Source organism: Aeromonas sp. s13 (assembly GCF_040907905.1).
Taxonomy (GTDB): Bacteria; Pseudomonadota; Gammaproteobacteria; order Enterobacterales; family Aeromonadaceae; genus Aeromonas; species Aeromonas veronii.
In genome coordinates, this window is the sequence record NZ_JBFOCS010000078.1 from 113,000 (window position 1) to 129,474 (window position 16,475).

At 58.4% G+C, this 16,475-nt stretch carries 9 protein-coding genes; 8 read left to right on the top strand and 1 reads right to left on the bottom strand.

What is annotated here, in order from left to right:
- Nucleotides 1-22: 22 nt before the first annotated feature.
- The 6 genes from AB5Y82_RS17600 (at nt 23) to AB5Y82_RS17625 (ending at nt 12,479) form a co-directional block, all read left to right on the top strand.
- On the top strand, nt 23-2,425 hold the full coding sequence (locus AB5Y82_RS17600) for a GH92 family glycosyl hydrolase (protein ID WP_111899508.1): 2,403 nt from the start codon (nt 23-25) through the stop codon (nt 2,423-2,425).
- A gap of 62 nt (nt 2,426-2,487) precedes the next feature.
- Entirely contained in the window at nt 2,488-5,010 is a 2,523-nt protein-coding gene (locus AB5Y82_RS17605; RefSeq protein WP_111899507.1) for a GH92 family glycosyl hydrolase, read from the top strand.
- A 305-nt stretch (nt 5,011-5,315) separates the two neighbouring features.
- The gene (locus AB5Y82_RS17610; RefSeq protein WP_111899506.1) at nt 5,316-7,754 is read left to right on the top strand and encodes a GH92 family glycosyl hydrolase; all 2,439 of its coding nucleotides are present in this window, start codon (nt 5,316-5,318) and stop codon (nt 7,752-7,754) included.
- Nucleotides 7,755-8,196: 442 nt separating this feature from the next.
- Nucleotides 8,197-10,089 (top strand): PTS fructose transporter subunit EIIC, encoded by a 1,893-nt coding sequence (locus AB5Y82_RS17615; RefSeq protein ID WP_111899505.1) that lies wholly within the window; start codon nt 8,197-8,199, stop codon nt 10,087-10,089.
- 233 nt (nt 10,090-10,322) lie between these two features.
- Nucleotides 10,323-11,075, top strand: coding sequence for a DNA/RNA non-specific endonuclease (locus tag AB5Y82_RS17620; RefSeq protein ID WP_182933849.1), 753 nt, complete (start codon nt 10,323-10,325; stop codon nt 11,073-11,075).
- 300 nt (nt 11,076-11,375) lie between these two features.
- Nucleotides 11,376-12,479, top strand: coding sequence for an ElyC/SanA/YdcF family protein (locus tag AB5Y82_RS17625; RefSeq protein ID WP_368174309.1), 1,104 nt, complete (start codon nt 11,376-11,378; stop codon nt 12,477-12,479).
- A gap of 82 nt (nt 12,480-12,561) precedes the next feature.
- Here the strand turns inward: AB5Y82_RS17625 and AB5Y82_RS17630 are convergent, their stop codons facing one another.
- Entirely contained in the window at nt 12,562-12,936 is a 375-nt protein-coding gene (locus AB5Y82_RS17630; protein WP_042056473.1) for a DUF805 domain-containing protein, read from the bottom strand.
- 368 nt (nt 12,937-13,304) lie between these two features.
- On the opposite strand from AB5Y82_RS17630, the gene AB5Y82_RS17635 reads away from it, so the two are divergent.
- Together AB5Y82_RS17635 and AB5Y82_RS17640 are read left to right on the top strand one after the other, a co-directional pair.
- Complete coding sequence (locus AB5Y82_RS17635; RefSeq protein WP_043821315.1) at nt 13,305-15,230, top strand: FAD/NAD(P)-binding protein; 1,926 nt, start codon at nt 13,305-13,307, stop codon at nt 15,228-15,230.
- Complete coding sequence (locus AB5Y82_RS17640) at nt 15,227-16,432, top strand: cytochrome c (RefSeq protein WP_111899501.1); 1,206 nt, start codon at nt 15,227-15,229, stop codon at nt 16,430-16,432. Before AB5Y82_RS17635 ends, AB5Y82_RS17640 begins: the two co-directional genes overlap by 4 nt.
- Nucleotides 16,433-16,475: the final 43 nt, after the last annotated feature.

Consider the following 16,475-nt stretch of genomic DNA (forward strand, 5'->3'; position numbering starts at 1 on the left):
ACCACTCAAAAATGGAATGACCATGTTCAAGTGCAATCTTCTTTCTTTTGCGGTGATTGCCGCGCTGACCGGTGGCATCGCCGGCTGCAACAGTGAGAGCGAGTCTACCGCTATCGAAAAACCGGTGACTCCGGTTGTAGATCTGTCGGTACTGAAATACGTTGATCCCATGATAGGCACCGCCGCATCCGGCCACACCTTCCCCGGTGCCACCCGCCCTGCCGGCATGGTGCAGCTCTCGCCGGATACCTTTATTGGCTCCAACACCGATCACGAGAGCGGACTCAACCCCTGGCACTCAGCCTCCGGCTACTGGGACTCTTCCAATTACCTCACGGGCGAGATCGTCGCAACCGATGTTCCGCTCTACGGCTTCTCCCATACCCATCTCTCCGGCACCGGCGCTACCGATCTGGGCGACATTCTGGTACTGCCCTACGCCGAGATGGCCGACGCCCAAATAAACGCCTTTGACAAAACCAATGAGCACGCCAGCGCCGGTTATTACAAAACCAGACTGAACAAGGGGGAGATTGAGGTTGAACTGACCACCACCAAACGGGTCGGTTTGCACCGTTACACCTTCGCCAAAGGAGCGGATCGGAATGTGAAATTCGATCTGGGCCACACTCTGCTCAACAACAACGGCCAATCGCTGAAAAACAAAGTCGAAGTGGTGGATGAGTACACCCTGCGTGGCCGCAAAACCTCCACTGGCTGGTTCCAGGGACAGAACCATCAGGGCCAGAACATCTTCTTCTACGCCAAATTCAACCAACCTGTGGCTAGGGCCATGCTGGGCGAGCAGGACAAGATACCGACCAGGGAGATGCGCCCCAACAGCGTCTATCAAGGGGATGACCTGACCGCCTACCTCAATTTTGGCCAGGGTGACCAACCGCTCGAGATCCGGGTCGGTATCTCGGCGGTGAGCTGGCAAGGAGCACAGAAGAATCTGGAGGCGGAAGCCCCCACCTTTGATTTTACCAAGGTGAAGTCAGACGCCGAATACGCGTGGGCCGAAAAGCTGGCAACACTCAAAACCGAAGGGGGGACGGAGACCGAGAAGACCAATTTCTACACCGCTCTCTACCACATGATGATCGCCCCTATCGAGCTCTACGATGTGGATGGCAAGTATCTTGATATGCAGGGCACCCTGCGCACCCTGCAACCTGGTGATACCCCCAACTACTCCATCTACTCGACCTGGGATACCTTCCGCGCCGTTCACCCCATGTGGACCATCATGGACCCGTCACAGGCGACTCTCTACGCCAAGGATCTGATCCGCAAATCCAACGTGGAGTTCGGCCTGCTGCCCAAGTGGGAAGGCCACGGCTCGGAAACCGGCACCATGATTGGCTACCCCTCGGCGGCCATCCTTGCCGATGCGGTGACCAAGGGGCTGATCGATGCGCAAGAGGCACTGGAAGCCTCGGTCAAATCGGCCCACTACCGGCCTGCCGATTACCCGCAGATCCATGACGACATCCTGAGCTCGCTGATGGCCGGTCAGCTCAGCTATCACGAGAAAGAGCAGTGCGTCCGTTATCCCAACTGGAACTCGGTCTCCTACTCGCTGGAGTTCTCTTTCTACGACTGGACCATCGCCGAGATGGCGAAAGCCGCGGGCGACATGACCACCTATCAGGAGTTCAAGGCACGATCCTACAACTCGCTCAAACATTGGGATCCCCAGGCTGGCAATGCCGATGGCAAAGGCTTCTTCGTACCGACCGAGCTGAAAAACGGTGACCCGTGCGCCCTGAAATACGCGCCAGCCGATTTCGATCCCTACAAGTCGGATGCCTTCTACTACACCGAGGGCAACGCCTGGCAGTGGCAGTGGTCATTTATGCAGGATCTCGACAAGCTGACCGAGATCATGGGTGGCCAGCAGGGACTGAACGACAAGCTCGACAACCTGTTCAACGCCGACCCCAACGGGGGCGAAGCACATCAGGACATGACCGGTTACATTGGGCAGTACATTCATGGCAACGAGCCCTCACACCACGTCATCTATCTCTACAATCGCACCGCCCAGCCCTGGAAAGCGCAGGAGTACCTCGACCGGGTCTATAAGGAATTCTACAAAACCACCCCGGATGGCCTGATCGGCAATGAAGACGTCGGCCAGATGTCGGCCTGGTACATCATGAGTGCCATGGGCTTCTATCAAATCTCTCCGGGCGACCCGACCTACACCATCGGTCGTCCCATCTTCGACAAGGTCACCATCAACCTGCCCGACGGTCAGTTCAGCGTGATCGCGCAGAACAACAGCCCGGACAACCTCTATGTCAAAGAGGTCACCATCAATGGCAAGCCACTCAACCAGTACAACACCTTCGCCCACAGCGAGATCCGTCCCGGTGGTGAGCTGCGTTTTGTGATGACCAACCAGCAACCGACCCCGTAACTCTACAAGCGGCAAGCCACCCGGCTTGCCGCTTGTTCATCTCCGGAATTTGAGGAACAACAATGTTCAAACCCCACAAGCTGGCCATCATGGTGACAGCCCTGCTTGGCCTCTATGGCTGCAACACAAACGATGAGACTACTGACAATGGCCGCCCCGATAATGCCCTGCAGGTGCTGCAATATGTCGATCCGCTGATCGGCACCGATGGGCTGGGCAATGTCAATCCGGCCCCTGTCATGCCGGAAGGGATGATCCAGCCGGGTCCGGACAACTGGAATCCGGCCAACTGGAATGGCAAGGGATCCCCTTCCGACTATCACCACCATCTAGCCAAGCTTTCCGGCTTCAGCAGCACCCATATCTCGGGGGCAGGCAAGGGGGATCTCAATGATTTCGCCTTCTTGCCCTTCACCGGCAACAATACCGACCCGGTCACCATCAACAAGACGAGCGAACAGTCGGAAGTAGGCTATTACAAAGCGGATCTGGTGGAGACCGGCATCAAGGCCGAACTCACTGCCACCCAGCGGGTCGCCTTCCACCGTTACAGCTATCCGGCGGGTGAAGATCGTAAAGTCCAGCTCGATCTGCAGCACGAGCTGCTGGAGCAGTATGGCAACCACTCCCGCAATATTTACTTCAAGCGGGTGAGAGACAACGCCATTGCCGGAGCCAGAACCAGCAACGAGTGGGGGCAGTGGCAGACGGTCTTTTTCTACGCCGAGTTTTCCGAGCCGTTTGTGGATCAGATCCTCTATGTCGATGGCAAATTGAGCAACGACACCGAGGTGGGGTTGGCCGATTACATCGGGTATGGCGAAACCAGACCCCGGGTACGAGATGTGGTGACCCAGCTCAACTTTGCCAAAGGGGAACGGCCCATCACCATGAAGATGGCCATCTCGGGCACCGGCATTGAGGGGGCCATGGCCAACCTGCGCGCCGATGAACATGGCTACTGCTTCGATCAGGTGGTGCAGGAGAACAAGCAGGCATGGGCGAAAGTGCTCAATAAGTTCACCCTGGAGGGTGGCAGCGATGCCGACAAGACGATGTTTTATACCTCGCTCTATCGCACCTACATCGCCCCCTTCGTCTATCAGGATGTGGATGGTCAATATCGCGGAATGGATGGCAAGGTGCATCAGGCCAAGCCGGGCTTTACCAACTATTCGGTCTACTCCATGTGGGACACCTTCCGCGCCGCCCACCCATTGAAGACCATCATCGAAAAAGAGCGATCCATCGACTATGTGCACGATCTGCTCAACAAATATAAAACCGGCGGCATCATGCCGAAGTGGGAGCTGCACTCCGACTATACCGGCGAGATGGTCGGCTACCCGGCGGTCTCCATCATCGCCGATGTCATCGTCAAATATCCGGATGCATTCACGCCAGAAGAGATAAAGCTGGCATTGCAGGCGGCCAACGTCTCCGCCAATTTTGACCTCGAGCTGACCAAAACCTGGGTGCCCTATCAGGATCCCTGGAACGGTGACAAGCGCTTCACCGTGATGACCCGTCACGGTCAGTATGTCGAGCAGCACGGCTATGTTCCGGCCAACGTCAAATACAAGCCGGAAGAGGGCGGCATGGCCCAGGACAAGTATGATGAGCTGGTCAACGAGTCCGTCTCGTACGGCGTCGAGAATGCCTACTACGACTGGTGTATCGCCCAGCTGGCTCGCCTGGCGGGCGACAAGTCTGCCGAGAACCGCTATCTGACCCGGGCCACCACCTGGCGCGCCTATTTTGACTACAACCCGGCGGAGTATGGCAAATATGGTTCGACCGGTTTTATGCGCCCCAAAAATTACGATGGCAGCTGGGTCAACAACTACCCCTCCTGTGCCATCGACAACAATGGCAACCCCGTTACACCACCACAGAACTGTGACATCAACGATCGCAACCGTTATGACATCTTCTGGCCCTATCGGGCCGAACACAGGGGACAGGACTTTACCGAAGGCAACACCTGGCAGTGGAGCTGGTTTGTTCCCCACGATATCGAGGGGCTCAAAGAGGTAATGGGTGGCGAGGAGAAATTCAGGAAGAATCTGGATGCCCTCTTCACCGCCAACTCCAATGCCGACACCTCGCAAGGGGATATGACCGGCTATATCGGGCAGTTCGTGATGGGGAACGAACCGGATCATCATGTACCCTATCTCTATAACTGGACCAAAGAGCCGTGGAAAACCCAGGAGTATGTGGATCAGGCGGTGCGCAGCTTCTTCCACCCGACCACCACCGGGCTGATTGGCAATGAGGACGTGGGGCAAATGTCCGCCTGGTACATCATGAGTGCCCTTGGCTTCTATCAGGTCACGCCGGGAGTCCCGGTCTACACCATAGGTCGGCCGCTGTTTGACAAGGTGACGATGGATATTGATGGCGGGACATTCACCGTGAACGCCGAAAACAATGGCCCCCAAAATATCTATGTGGAATCGGTCACCATCAATGGCAAACCGTTGGGGGAAAACCTGACATTCAACCACAGCGATATTCGGGCAGGTGGAGAGTTGAAATTTATCATGACGGCGCAAAAACCAACCCGCTCAGATAATAAATAACCATCATTGATTGCCAATATATGTTCAGGTCCAAAGTTTCCTTTGGGCCTCTTTTTGGTCGATTCACAAGAACACTCAAAAAATATGACGTGCTGCATCACATGATACGCGGATCACAAACAGACAGCCTTGTCACAAAAGTCTAGTGAATGACACTTTTTTACTCTGTCGATGAAACAGGATCCATGGAAATAATAGCGCTCGCCGGGATTGACAGCGCCTCTCCTTGATATTGTGCAGGCACCACTCCGGCATCAAAAAATAAATTATGACTGCTCACCCCCTACCCTATGGAGCCGTTCCATATGTTCAAGAGAAATATTCTGGCTATTACCCTGACCAGCACCCTGGCCATGTTATCCGGCTGCGATTCAGATAACAGCAGCACCGATAACGACGAGCAAAAGCCAACGCCAACCAATGTGTTGCAATACGTGAATCCATTTGTTGGCACTGGCTTTAACGGTCACACTTTTCCCGGCCCCGTGGTACCGGAAGGCATGGTGCAACTCTCGCCGGATACCGAACTGATAGGGTGGCACTCCTCCTCCGGCTATCACTTCGACAAAGACACCCTGTTCGGTTTTTCCCACACCCATCTCTCCGGCACCGGCATGGGGGGGCTCGGGGATATTCTGTTCCTACCCTTTACCGAAGATAAGGCCAAATACATCGAGCCGAACAATGATTACCGCAAGGCCATCTCGGTCAAAATGGACAAAAAATCCGAGCAGGCCGAGCCTGGCTACTATGCGGTGCGTATCGCCGAAAATGGCATCAAGGCCGAGTTGACCGCCTCCGAGCGGGTGGGCTTTCACCGCTACACCTATCCGCAGGGCCAACCACAACGACTGAAGATCGACTTGAATTCGATCCTCAACAGCGACTGGGGATCGAGTTCGCTTCGCAACAAGCTCACTGTCAGCGAAGATGGCTACACCATCACCGGCGAACGGGATGCCACCCACTTCTCAGGCTGGGCAAAAAACCAGAAGATCTTCTTCTATGCGACCTTCGACAAGAAGATCAAAGGGGTCTACCTCCTCGCCGGGGGTGTGCCGGTAGAGGGGTTGAGCGCCGAGCACAAGGCCAAATCCAACGCCGATGTCACCGCCTACGTCGAGTTTGAAGAGGGTGGTTCTGCCCAGCTCAATGCCAAAGTTGCCCTCTCGGCGGTTGATGCCACCGGCGCACGGAAAAACTACCAGGCCGAAGGGGATATTTCGTTCGACGAGGCCCGCGCCAATGCCCGCGACAAGTGGGCCAACGCCCTCAATTTCACCATCGAGGGGGGCAGCAAGGAGCAAAACGAGATCTTCTACACCGCCCTCTACCACACCAAGATCGCCCCCATCGTCCATCAGGATGTGGATGGCAACTACCGCGGCATGGGCAAAGGGGCGCAGGCCAAGGGGGAAGGCAGCTACTCGATTTACTATGGTCAGGCGAGCGAAGATCAGCCCAACTTCTCGGTCTACTCACTGTGGGACACCCAGCGGGCGCTGCACCCGCTCAAGACCATCACTGAACCCACCCGCGCCGTGCAATATGCCAAGAACCTGCTCCAGAAGTATCTGGAGAGCGGCCTGCTGCCCAAGTGGGAGCATCTGGGGGATGAGACAGGCACCATGGTGGGCTATCCGGCGGTGGTGGTAATTGCCGACGCCATCACCAAATACCCCGAGGCCTTCACCGCGCAGGAGAAAAATCTGGCACTCAAGGCCGCCATAGACTCCTCCACCTATACCAACTACCCCGTGCTGGCGACCGAGTGGGACAAGGCGGTGCTGGACAAGACCCTGACCAACCATATCGATTACATCGAGAAGAACGGCTTTGCCCCGGCAGTGCAGCGGATCGACGGTCAGCCCGTCTTCGCTGACTACACTCTCGAGTCGGTCTCCTACGGCCTGGAGAACGCCTTCTATGACTGGGCCATCACCCGGATCGCCAAGGCGGCCGGCAACCCGGCGGCCGAAGCGCGCTATCTGGCCCGTTCTAACGGCTATCAGCGCTACTTCGACCACAATGCGTCCGAATACGCCCAGTACGGGGTGACCGGTTTCATGCGTCCGGTGATGATCGATGGCTCCTTCATGACGCCGTTTGATCCCTATGGCACCGAACATGAGACCGGCAACTATACCGAGGGCAACGCCTGGCAGTGGACCTGGTTTGTGCCCCATGACATCAAGGGTCTGAAAACCGCGATGGGCGGAGAAGAGGCTTTCAAGCAGAATCTGGACGCCACCTTTGCCGCCGAGAGTCAGGGGTCGGAGACCGCTGACATGACAGGGATGATGGGTCAGGTGGCCTTCGGGAATGAACCCTCCCACCATATCCCCTACCTCTACAACTGGACATCGGAGCCCTGGAAAACTCAGGAGACGGTCGACTACATCCTCGACACCATGTACTCGAACACCCCGGCAGGCATCATAGGCAACGAGGATGTGGGCTCCATGTCTGCCTGGTATGTGATGTCAGCACTTGGCTTCTATCAGGTGAATGCGGCAGATCCCGTCTACACCATTGGCCGCCCGCTATTTGCCAAAGCGACCATCCCGGTCAAGGGGGGAACCTTCACCATCATCGCCGATAACAACAGCGCCAAGAACCGCTATGTCCAGTCGGTCACCATCAATGGCAAACCGCTCAAGGATGGTCTCTTCTTCGAGCACAAGGAGTTTGTACCGGGGGGCAACCTCCACTTCGTGATGGGCGATACCCCGCCACAAAAGTAACGATCGATAGCATTGAGGTGACATTCAGCACGCAACCCGAAAATGTCACTTTGTGATACCCGACGGCCCACGCCAGATGGATTGATAAAATCCGATCAGCGCTGGGCCATTTTATTTTCCAGTGGGAAGCCCTGGTTCAGCCATTAACCCATTTTTCTAAAATCTGCCTTAAATCGGGCAATAAACCGCAAAAAATGGCTGTAAATCCCATTACAAGGGTTTTTCTTTCATACCTTGACCGCTGTCACAGCCTGCCATTAATTAAACAAAAACAGCTATTGAGTTAAAGAACAACAATTTGCGAGCTGGATCACACCAGCAAAACAATGCAACAAAAATCCAGTTATTGCTACATTCATCGCCTGTCCAACCCTACCCTTGAGGGCAATAATGAGCCCAATTCGCAACGCATGACTTAGCCCTTACAGGGAAGGAGAGTGAGATGTTACCCACCATGACCAACGGCAGACTCATCTGCCTGGAGTTGAAGGCCACCAGCAAGGAGGCCCTGTTCGACGAGATGGCACAGATGCTGGCGCGCGATGGCGCCGTGTCTGATCAACAGCAATTCGTCAAGGATATCTGGGCCCGCGAGCAGCTGGACTGCACCGGCTTCGAGCAGGGTGTCGCTCTGCCCCACGCCAAGAGCAAGGCGGTCAGTCGTCCGGCCATTGCCATCGGTGTCAGCCGTCAGGGTATCGAATACGGCGCCGAAGATGGCAAGCCAACTCAACTGATCTTCATGATCGCCTCCCCGGATGGCGGCGCCAACCACCATATCGAAGTGCTGGCCGAACTCTCTACCCGTCTGCTGGAGCCGGGTTTTATCGAGCAGATGAAGGCGGCCACTACCGTCGAGCAAGCCCTGACCCTGCTCAAGCAAGGCCCGAAAGCGGAAAAACCAGCGCCAGCCGCCAAACCTGCTGCCACTGCGCCGGTTGAACCCGACGAGCGCACCTTCAAGGATCGCCTCAACACCATGAAGCAGCACCTGCTGTTTGGTACTTCCCACATGATCCCCTTCATCGTGGCGGGCGGTGTGCTGCTCTCCCTGTCAGTGATGATGAGCGGCAAGGGCGCCGTGCCGGAAGCGGGCTTCCTCAAAGACATGGCGACTATGGGTATCGCCGGTCTGACTCTGTTTACCGCTGTACTGGGTGGCTACATCGCCTACTCGCTGGCTGACAAGCCGGGCCTGGCTCCGGGCATGATCGGCTCCTGGATTGCCGTTCAGCACTATCAAACCGGTTTCCTCGGCGCCATTCTGGTGGGCTTTATCGCCGGTTTCGTGGTCAATCAGCTCAAACGGATCAAGCTGCCTGACTCCATGACTTCGCTTGGTTCCATCTTCATCTATCCGCTGATCGGTACCTTCCTGGTGTGTGGCATCGTGATGTGGGGGATCGGTGCCCCGATCGCCGCCATGATGGAAGGGATGAACCACTGGCTCTCCAGCATGGCGGGCTCAGGTAAAGTGATGCTGGGTGCCATTCTGGGTGGTATGACTGCCTTCGATATGGGCGGCCCGGTCAACAAGGTTGCTACCCTGTTTGCCCAGACTCAGGTCAACACCCAGCCCTGGCTGATGGGCGGCGTCGGTATCGCCATCTGTGTACCGCCGCTGGGTATGGCACTGGCGACCTTCATGTCTCCGAAGCGTTACAAGAAAGAAGAGCGTGAATCCGGCAAAGCGGCCGCCATCATGGGCATGATCGGTATCAGTGAAGGTGCCATTCCATTCGCCGCTGCTGACCCCATGCGTGTTATCCCGGCCATCGTCGCAGGCGGCATCGTCGGCAACATCACCGGCTTCATGATGCACAGTATCAACCACGCCCCCTGGGGTGGCTGGATTGTCCTGCCGGTTGTTGAAGGCAAGATGGGCTACATCCTGGGTACTATCCTCGGCGCCCTGACCACCGCCATCATTGTCAACCTGCTGAAAAAGCCGGTGAGCGAAGAAGATGACGTGACCACCACCCAAACCAGCTTCGAAGTCATTGAAGCGGAGGGGGAAGCGGACGTACTGGCCATCACTGCCTGCCCGTCTGGCGTGGCCCACACCTTCCTCGCCGCCAAGAGCCTGCAGAAGGCCGCCGCCAAGCAGGGGATCAAGATCAAGGTCGAGACCCAGGGTGCCAACGGTATCATCAACCGCATTACCGCCAAGGATGTCGCCAACGCCCGCTGCGTCATCTTCGCCCACGACGTGGCTATCAAGAACCGCGAGCGCTTCACCGATATCGAAGTCATCGATGTGAAGACCAAGGAGGCGATTCACAATCCGGAAGCACTGCTGGCCCGCACGCTGGGCAACAAGGCAAACGCCGCCTGATAGCAGTCAGACAGCTCATCACAAGGGGCCCATCGCGGGCCCCTTTTCGTTGTCTGCCGAGCAACCGGACATCATCCCACCGACCAAGCCACTGATTTAAAACATATTAACCTGTCACATCACGGATCTTGGCGAGCCGTCACAGAACGGTGACGTGTAAAAAAACAGCAATTGAAGCGCTGGTCAGATCTCATGTCAAATGGCTCCGCCTACTAAACTGGAGCATCACAAAAATGATAAAAATCAATAAACTGGTTCTGGCTGTTACCCTCACCCTCACTGCCACCCCCTTGCTGGCCGCCCATTGGGAGTGCGGTGAGCACGTGCGCTTCGGCCTGCCCTCCGAATCGGATCAGAAGCTCTGCCGTGAAGGGTATGCCGTCGGCTACAACTACGACTACAAGGTGGCGGACTGGGTCTCCTACCGAATGACAGCCCAGAGCGCACAGGGCACAGTGCCGCGCAAGGATGCCTTCGCCGAGGACAGGGAGATCCCGGTTGCCTACCGCGCCACCCTCTCCGACTACAAGGGCTCGGGCTACGATCGTGGCCATCAGGCCCCGGCGGGGGACATGAAATCGAACAAGAACACCATGAAAGAGAGCTTCCTGCTGAGCAACATGACACCGCAGATCGGGGTGCTCAACCAGAAGGCGTGGCGCGTGCTGGAGGACAAGGTGAACAAGTGGGCGGTCTCCCGCAAGGATGTGCAGGTGATCACCGGCCCCATCTTTACCGGCTCTGAAGAGTCCATCGGTCAGGGTGTGGCGATCCCGAGCGCCTACTACAAGATCGTGATGGACCCGGCCAAACTGCAGGCCATCGCCTTTATCATGCCGCAGGAAGAGGTGCCCATCAGCCAGATCGCCGACTACCGGGTCTCGGTGCGTCAGGTGGAAGAGCAGACCCAGCTCAACTTCTTCAGCGATATGCCCGAAGAGCAGCAAGAGACGCTGGAAGCCCGCGTCTCCCCGATGTGGAACTGAGCGCGAACACTCGCCAACAGATGGATTGAGACGCCATCTGTCTTGCATCGCAACAGAGGGAGGGGGAGTCACGCTCCCCCTGTCCCTTTAAGATGGCTGCTGACCCTTTGCGGCCATTTTTGCGGCCACAGGTGTGGCATCACCCGACGACCCGCCCCGACTCACAGTTTGCCACGCCGTTAGCTGCTATATTGCCCTCTCTTTGGCACTAACAGACTGAATTGACGCACATTTGCCTTATCCCATCGGCCCACAAGCCGGCGCACCACGGCGCGATTCAGCCCGAAAGAGGACCTTTTGATGAAACAGACCCTTCTTGCCCTCACCCTCGGCGGCCTGCTGGCGCTCTCGCCCCTCGCCCTGCAAGCGGCCGAGAGCTCGATGCAAATGGAGCACGACCTCAATACCCTGGTCAGCAAACGCCAGGCGGTGGACATGTTGCTCGGCGAAGCGCTGCAAATCTACAAGTCGCCAGCCAAGATCTCCCACGCCGGTTTTACCGCCAAGATGCCGAGCAATATGGAGCTGGTGACCGAGCGGCTGCTGGCCGCCTACCAGCTTGAACCCTACCGCACCGACCTGCTCATCTCGGCTGCCAACGCCCAGATCTACAACGGCAACCTGAGCCGCGCCATCACCTTGCTGGAGCAGGCGCAGGCCGTCGCCCCCGATGATCTCGACATCAACAGCTATCTCGCCATCTGGCAGCTGGTGAAGGGTAACAAGGAGGCTTCCCGCAGCTATCTGGCGAAAGTGGCGGATCGCAACAGTGGCCGGGCTGCCGATCTTGAGGAGATCATCGCCCGGGTGCAGCGGATCACCGCCGCCCCGCTGCAGACCGAACTGACCGAGGATCAGCTCAAGGCTACCCAAGAGGGCAAACGCGCCATCGTCACCCTGGGCTACGCCCTCAATCCCGACGGCAGCATGGACAAGATCCTGCTGGGCCGTCTGCAAACCACCCTTGAGCTGGCCAAGGCCGACCCGGAGGCGCTGATCATCCTGACTGGCGGCGTGCCCCAGAACCGCCAGACCGAGGGCAAGCTGATGGCCGACTGGCTGGCCAACCACGGCATCGATCGCAGCCGCCTGATTGAAGAGAACTACGCCACCAGCACGGTGGATAACGCCCTCTACAGCGCCTATGCCCTCGCCCGCCACCAGATTGACTATGCGGTGCTGGTAAGCTCCGCCAGCCATGTACGCCGCGGTCAGACGGTGCTGGAAATCGCCTGCGACCAGATTGGCCCGGCCAACATCAAGGTGGCGAGCGTCAGCTACCCCGACAAGCCGCTCGAGGAGCTGGCCACCCCGAGCGAGAGCGAGCTGCTCGGCATCTACCGCGACGCCCTGCGCACCTACGGCATGTGGAGCTACCGCTCCGCCCCGTTGATCGAGCGTTGATCGGCCATCAACACGAAAAAGAGAGGGAGGCATGATGCCTCCCTCTCTTTTGATTGGCCGATGATTGGCCAAGCCGCGCCCGTTAGCTGACGATAAAGCCCTGCGAGGGGGCCGCTTTGGGATCGTCACCGAAGCGGTTTGGCCCCTGTTGGCCGTTGCACACCATAAAGTAGATGAGCACCAGGGTGCCGATAACGGGGATAAGCCCGAGCAGCAGCCACCAAGCGCTGCGGTCGGTATCGTGCAGGCGACGGGCCGCCACCGCCAGCGATGGCAGCAGCACCGCCAGCGAATAGATGGAGCTGATCAGCTCATTGTCGCCGCCGATCAGCTTGTCCACCATGCCGAGCAGCAGCATGACGATGACGTTACACAGCACGAACATCCAGTATTCGGTGCGACGGGCCCGCCCGCTGAATACCGCATATTGCTTGAGGACCGAGATATACCAGTTCATTGCGCCTCCTGAGTGGCCTTTATGCCTATGAATAAAAAAAGAGCGTCGATAAAACAAGTAGTTAAGAGCTTAACGCGATCATCCCCCCGAGTCGACAATGATGCCCGAACGCTTCCCAAACTAATCAGCTGCGGCAATCATTGACCGACCGAGCCGGAAGACAATTCGCCCTGTAACAGGGAAAATCACCCCCATCAGCGCATCACTCTCGTCACAAGCAGGAAAATGGTGCTTAATAATCCATTAGCAATCGTATGGACTCAGCGTGAGGATAGCGGTAGATTCGGCGCCCAATCCTGAACAGGATCTGTGTCTCCCTCCCATAATGAATCCACTTATTCATTACTTCTCCTAACACAGGGATAGCCATGAGTATTACACGCAGAGATTTTCTCAACGGCGTTGCCATCACCATTGCGGCAGGCGTCGCTCCCATCAATCTGCTCAAGGCTGCCGAAGGCGGCAGCACGCTGGCGGATAAAACCCTGGCCTACCCGCCCGCCCTCACCGGGCTGCGCGGCAACCACCCGGGCTCCTTCGAACCGGCCCACAGCATCGCCCGTGACGGCAAGCAGTATGACTTTGCCAATATTCCCCTCGAGGGGGAGTACGATCTGGTGATCGTCGGCGCCGGGATCAGCGGTCTGGCCGCCGCCTGCTTCTATCAGCAACTGCTCGGCGCGGATAAGAAGATCCTGCTGCTCGACAACCACGACGACTTTGGCGGCCACGCCAAGCGCAACGAGTTCACCACCCCCGATGGCCTGCGTCTGGGTTACGGCGGCAGTGAATCCCTGCAATCACCGCGTTCGGTCTACAGCCCGGTGGCGCTCGGTCTGCTCAAGGCGCTGGAGGTCAACATCGACGAGCTGGCCGCCGGTTTCCAGCAGACCTTCTATCCGGATCTGGGGCTGAGCCGCGGCGTCTATTTCGACGAGAAGCACTTTGGCGTCAACAAGATAGTGAACGGCGATCCGGGCCACAACGTAGCGGATGACATCCCCCGCGATCGTCTGAACGGCCGGCCGCTGGCAGAATTTATCGGTGACTTCCCCCTCGATGATGCCGACAAGGCCGCCCTGTTGGCCCTGCACGAATCGAAGATCGACTACCTGAGCGGCATGACCCGCGAGCAGCAGGACGAGTGGGTGACCCGCAACAGCTACACCACCTTCCTGCGCGATAAAGTGGGCCTGAGCGAGCGGGCGATCACTTACTTCCAGCAGCGCACCAACGACTTCCAGGCGGTCGGCATCGACGCCACCGCCTGCGCCGATGCGCGCCTCTGCGCCTTGCCGGGTTTCGACGGCCTCAATCTGACGCCGCTGGATGCCGAGGAGCAGGCGGAGCTGGACGATCCCTACATCTTCCACTTCCCCGATGGCAACGCCGGTCTCACCCGCCTGATGGTGCGCAAGCTCATTCCGCAGGTGGCGCCGGGTCACACCATGCAAGATGTGGTGCTGGCCAAGTTTGACTACAGCAAGCTCGACCTGCCGGAGCACAAGGTGCAGTTGCGCCTTGGCAGCACGGCGCTGCAGGCCAAAAACGTGCGCCTCGCCGACGGCAAGCTGGCGGTGGATGTCACCTACATCAAGGAGGGGAAACTGCACCGGGTGCGGGCCAAGCAGTCGATCATGGCGGGCTACAACATGATGATCCCCTACATGGTGCCCGAGATGCCGGAGCCCCAGAAGGAGGCGCTGCGCCAGAATGCCAAGGCGCCGCTGGTCTACACCAAGGTGGTGATCAAGAACTGGCAAGCCTTCGTCAAGCTGGGGGTACACGAGGTCTACTCCCCCGCCGCACCCTACAGCCGGGTCAAGCTCGACTATCCGGTCAGCATGGGTGGCTACGAGCATCCCAAGAGCCCGGATCAGCCGATGTGCCTGCACATGGTCTATGTGCCGACCCTGCCGGGCAGCGGCCTCTCGGCACGCGAACAGTCCCGCAAGGGGCGCGCCATGATCCTCGGCATGCCGTTCGAGCAGCATGAGCAGATGATCCGCGAGCAGTTGCAGGGGATGCTGGGCAGCGCCGGTTTCAACCATGAGCAGGATATCCTCGCCATCACGGTCAACCGCTGGTCTCACGGTTACTCCTATGTCACCAACACCCTGTTTGATGACGAAGCGCAGTGCGAAAAATGGATTGAACTGGGTCGCCAGCCGATCGGCAACATCACCATCGCCAACTCGGATGCGGGCTGGAGCCCCTACGCCCACGCCGCCATCGACGAAGCGTGGCGCGCCGTCAACGAGCTGGTAGCCATGAGCAAGGGAGGTGCCCAATGAACCGCGCCCTGTCACTGACCGCCAGCGCCCTGCTGCTGGCCCTGCCCACCCTTGCCGCCAACGCAGCCCCCGCCATGTCGGCAGGCGAATACGTGGCCAAGCTGGGCGATTGCGCCGCCTGCCACACCAGCGAAACCAGCAAGCCGCTGGCGGGCGGCAAAGGGTTCCCGACCCCCATCGGCACCGTATTTGCCACCAACATCACCCCCGACAAGACCCACGGTATCGGCAACTACAGCCTGCCGGAGTTCATCAAGGTGATGCGTGAAGGGGTGGCCCGCGATGGTCATCGCCTCTATCCGGCCATGCCCTACACCGCCTATGCCAAGATGAGCGATAAGGATCTCGAAGATCTCTATCACTATCTGATGAAGGAGGTGCAGCCGCTGGCCATCGCCAACAGGGAGAGCGACATCCCCTGGCCCCTCAACATGCGCTGGCCGCTGATGGGCTGGAACTGGATCTACCACGATGACAGCCGCTTCACCCCGGTGGCGGGCAAGAGCGAAGAATGGAACCGCGGCGCCTATCTGGTGCAGGGTGCCGGCCACTGCGGCAGCTGCCACACTCCGCGCGGGCTCGGCATGCAGGAGAAAGCGCTGACCGAGGCGGATCCCGTCTACCTGAGCGGTGCTGCGCTGGATGGCTGGTATGCCCCCGACATTCGCGGCAGCCGTTACAGCAAGCAGGCGCTGATCGACCTGCTGAAAACCGGCCGCAGCCAGCATGAAGCGGTCGCGGGCCCCATGGGGGAAGTGATCACTCACAGCAGCCAGTATTTCAGCAACGCCGATCTGGCCAGCATCGCCACCTATCTGACCGATCTGAAAGATGAACCGGTGGCGGAGAAAGGGGCCCGCGCCTACGCCAGTGCCAGCGGCAAGGCGGACTACGCCATGTACTGCTCCACCTGTCACGGGGTCAACGGCCAGGGCAATGACCACGTCATCCCCTCGCTGGTCAACAACCGCACCGTGCTGGCGAGCGATCCGTCGAGCCTGATCAATGTGCTGCTGCACGGCGCCGAAACACCGGTCACCCACGGCCATCTGGGTTACCACATGCCGGGCTATGGCTGGACCATGGATGACGAGCGGCTCGCCGAGCTGGTCAACACCCTGCGCGCCTCCTGGGGCAATGAAGGCACCGCCGTCAAGGCGGCGGCGGTCAAGACCCAGCGCGAGCTGCACGGCAAGGAGTAAGGGCTGTCAGCTCTCTCTTGGCCAAGTGCCATAAAAACGGGCC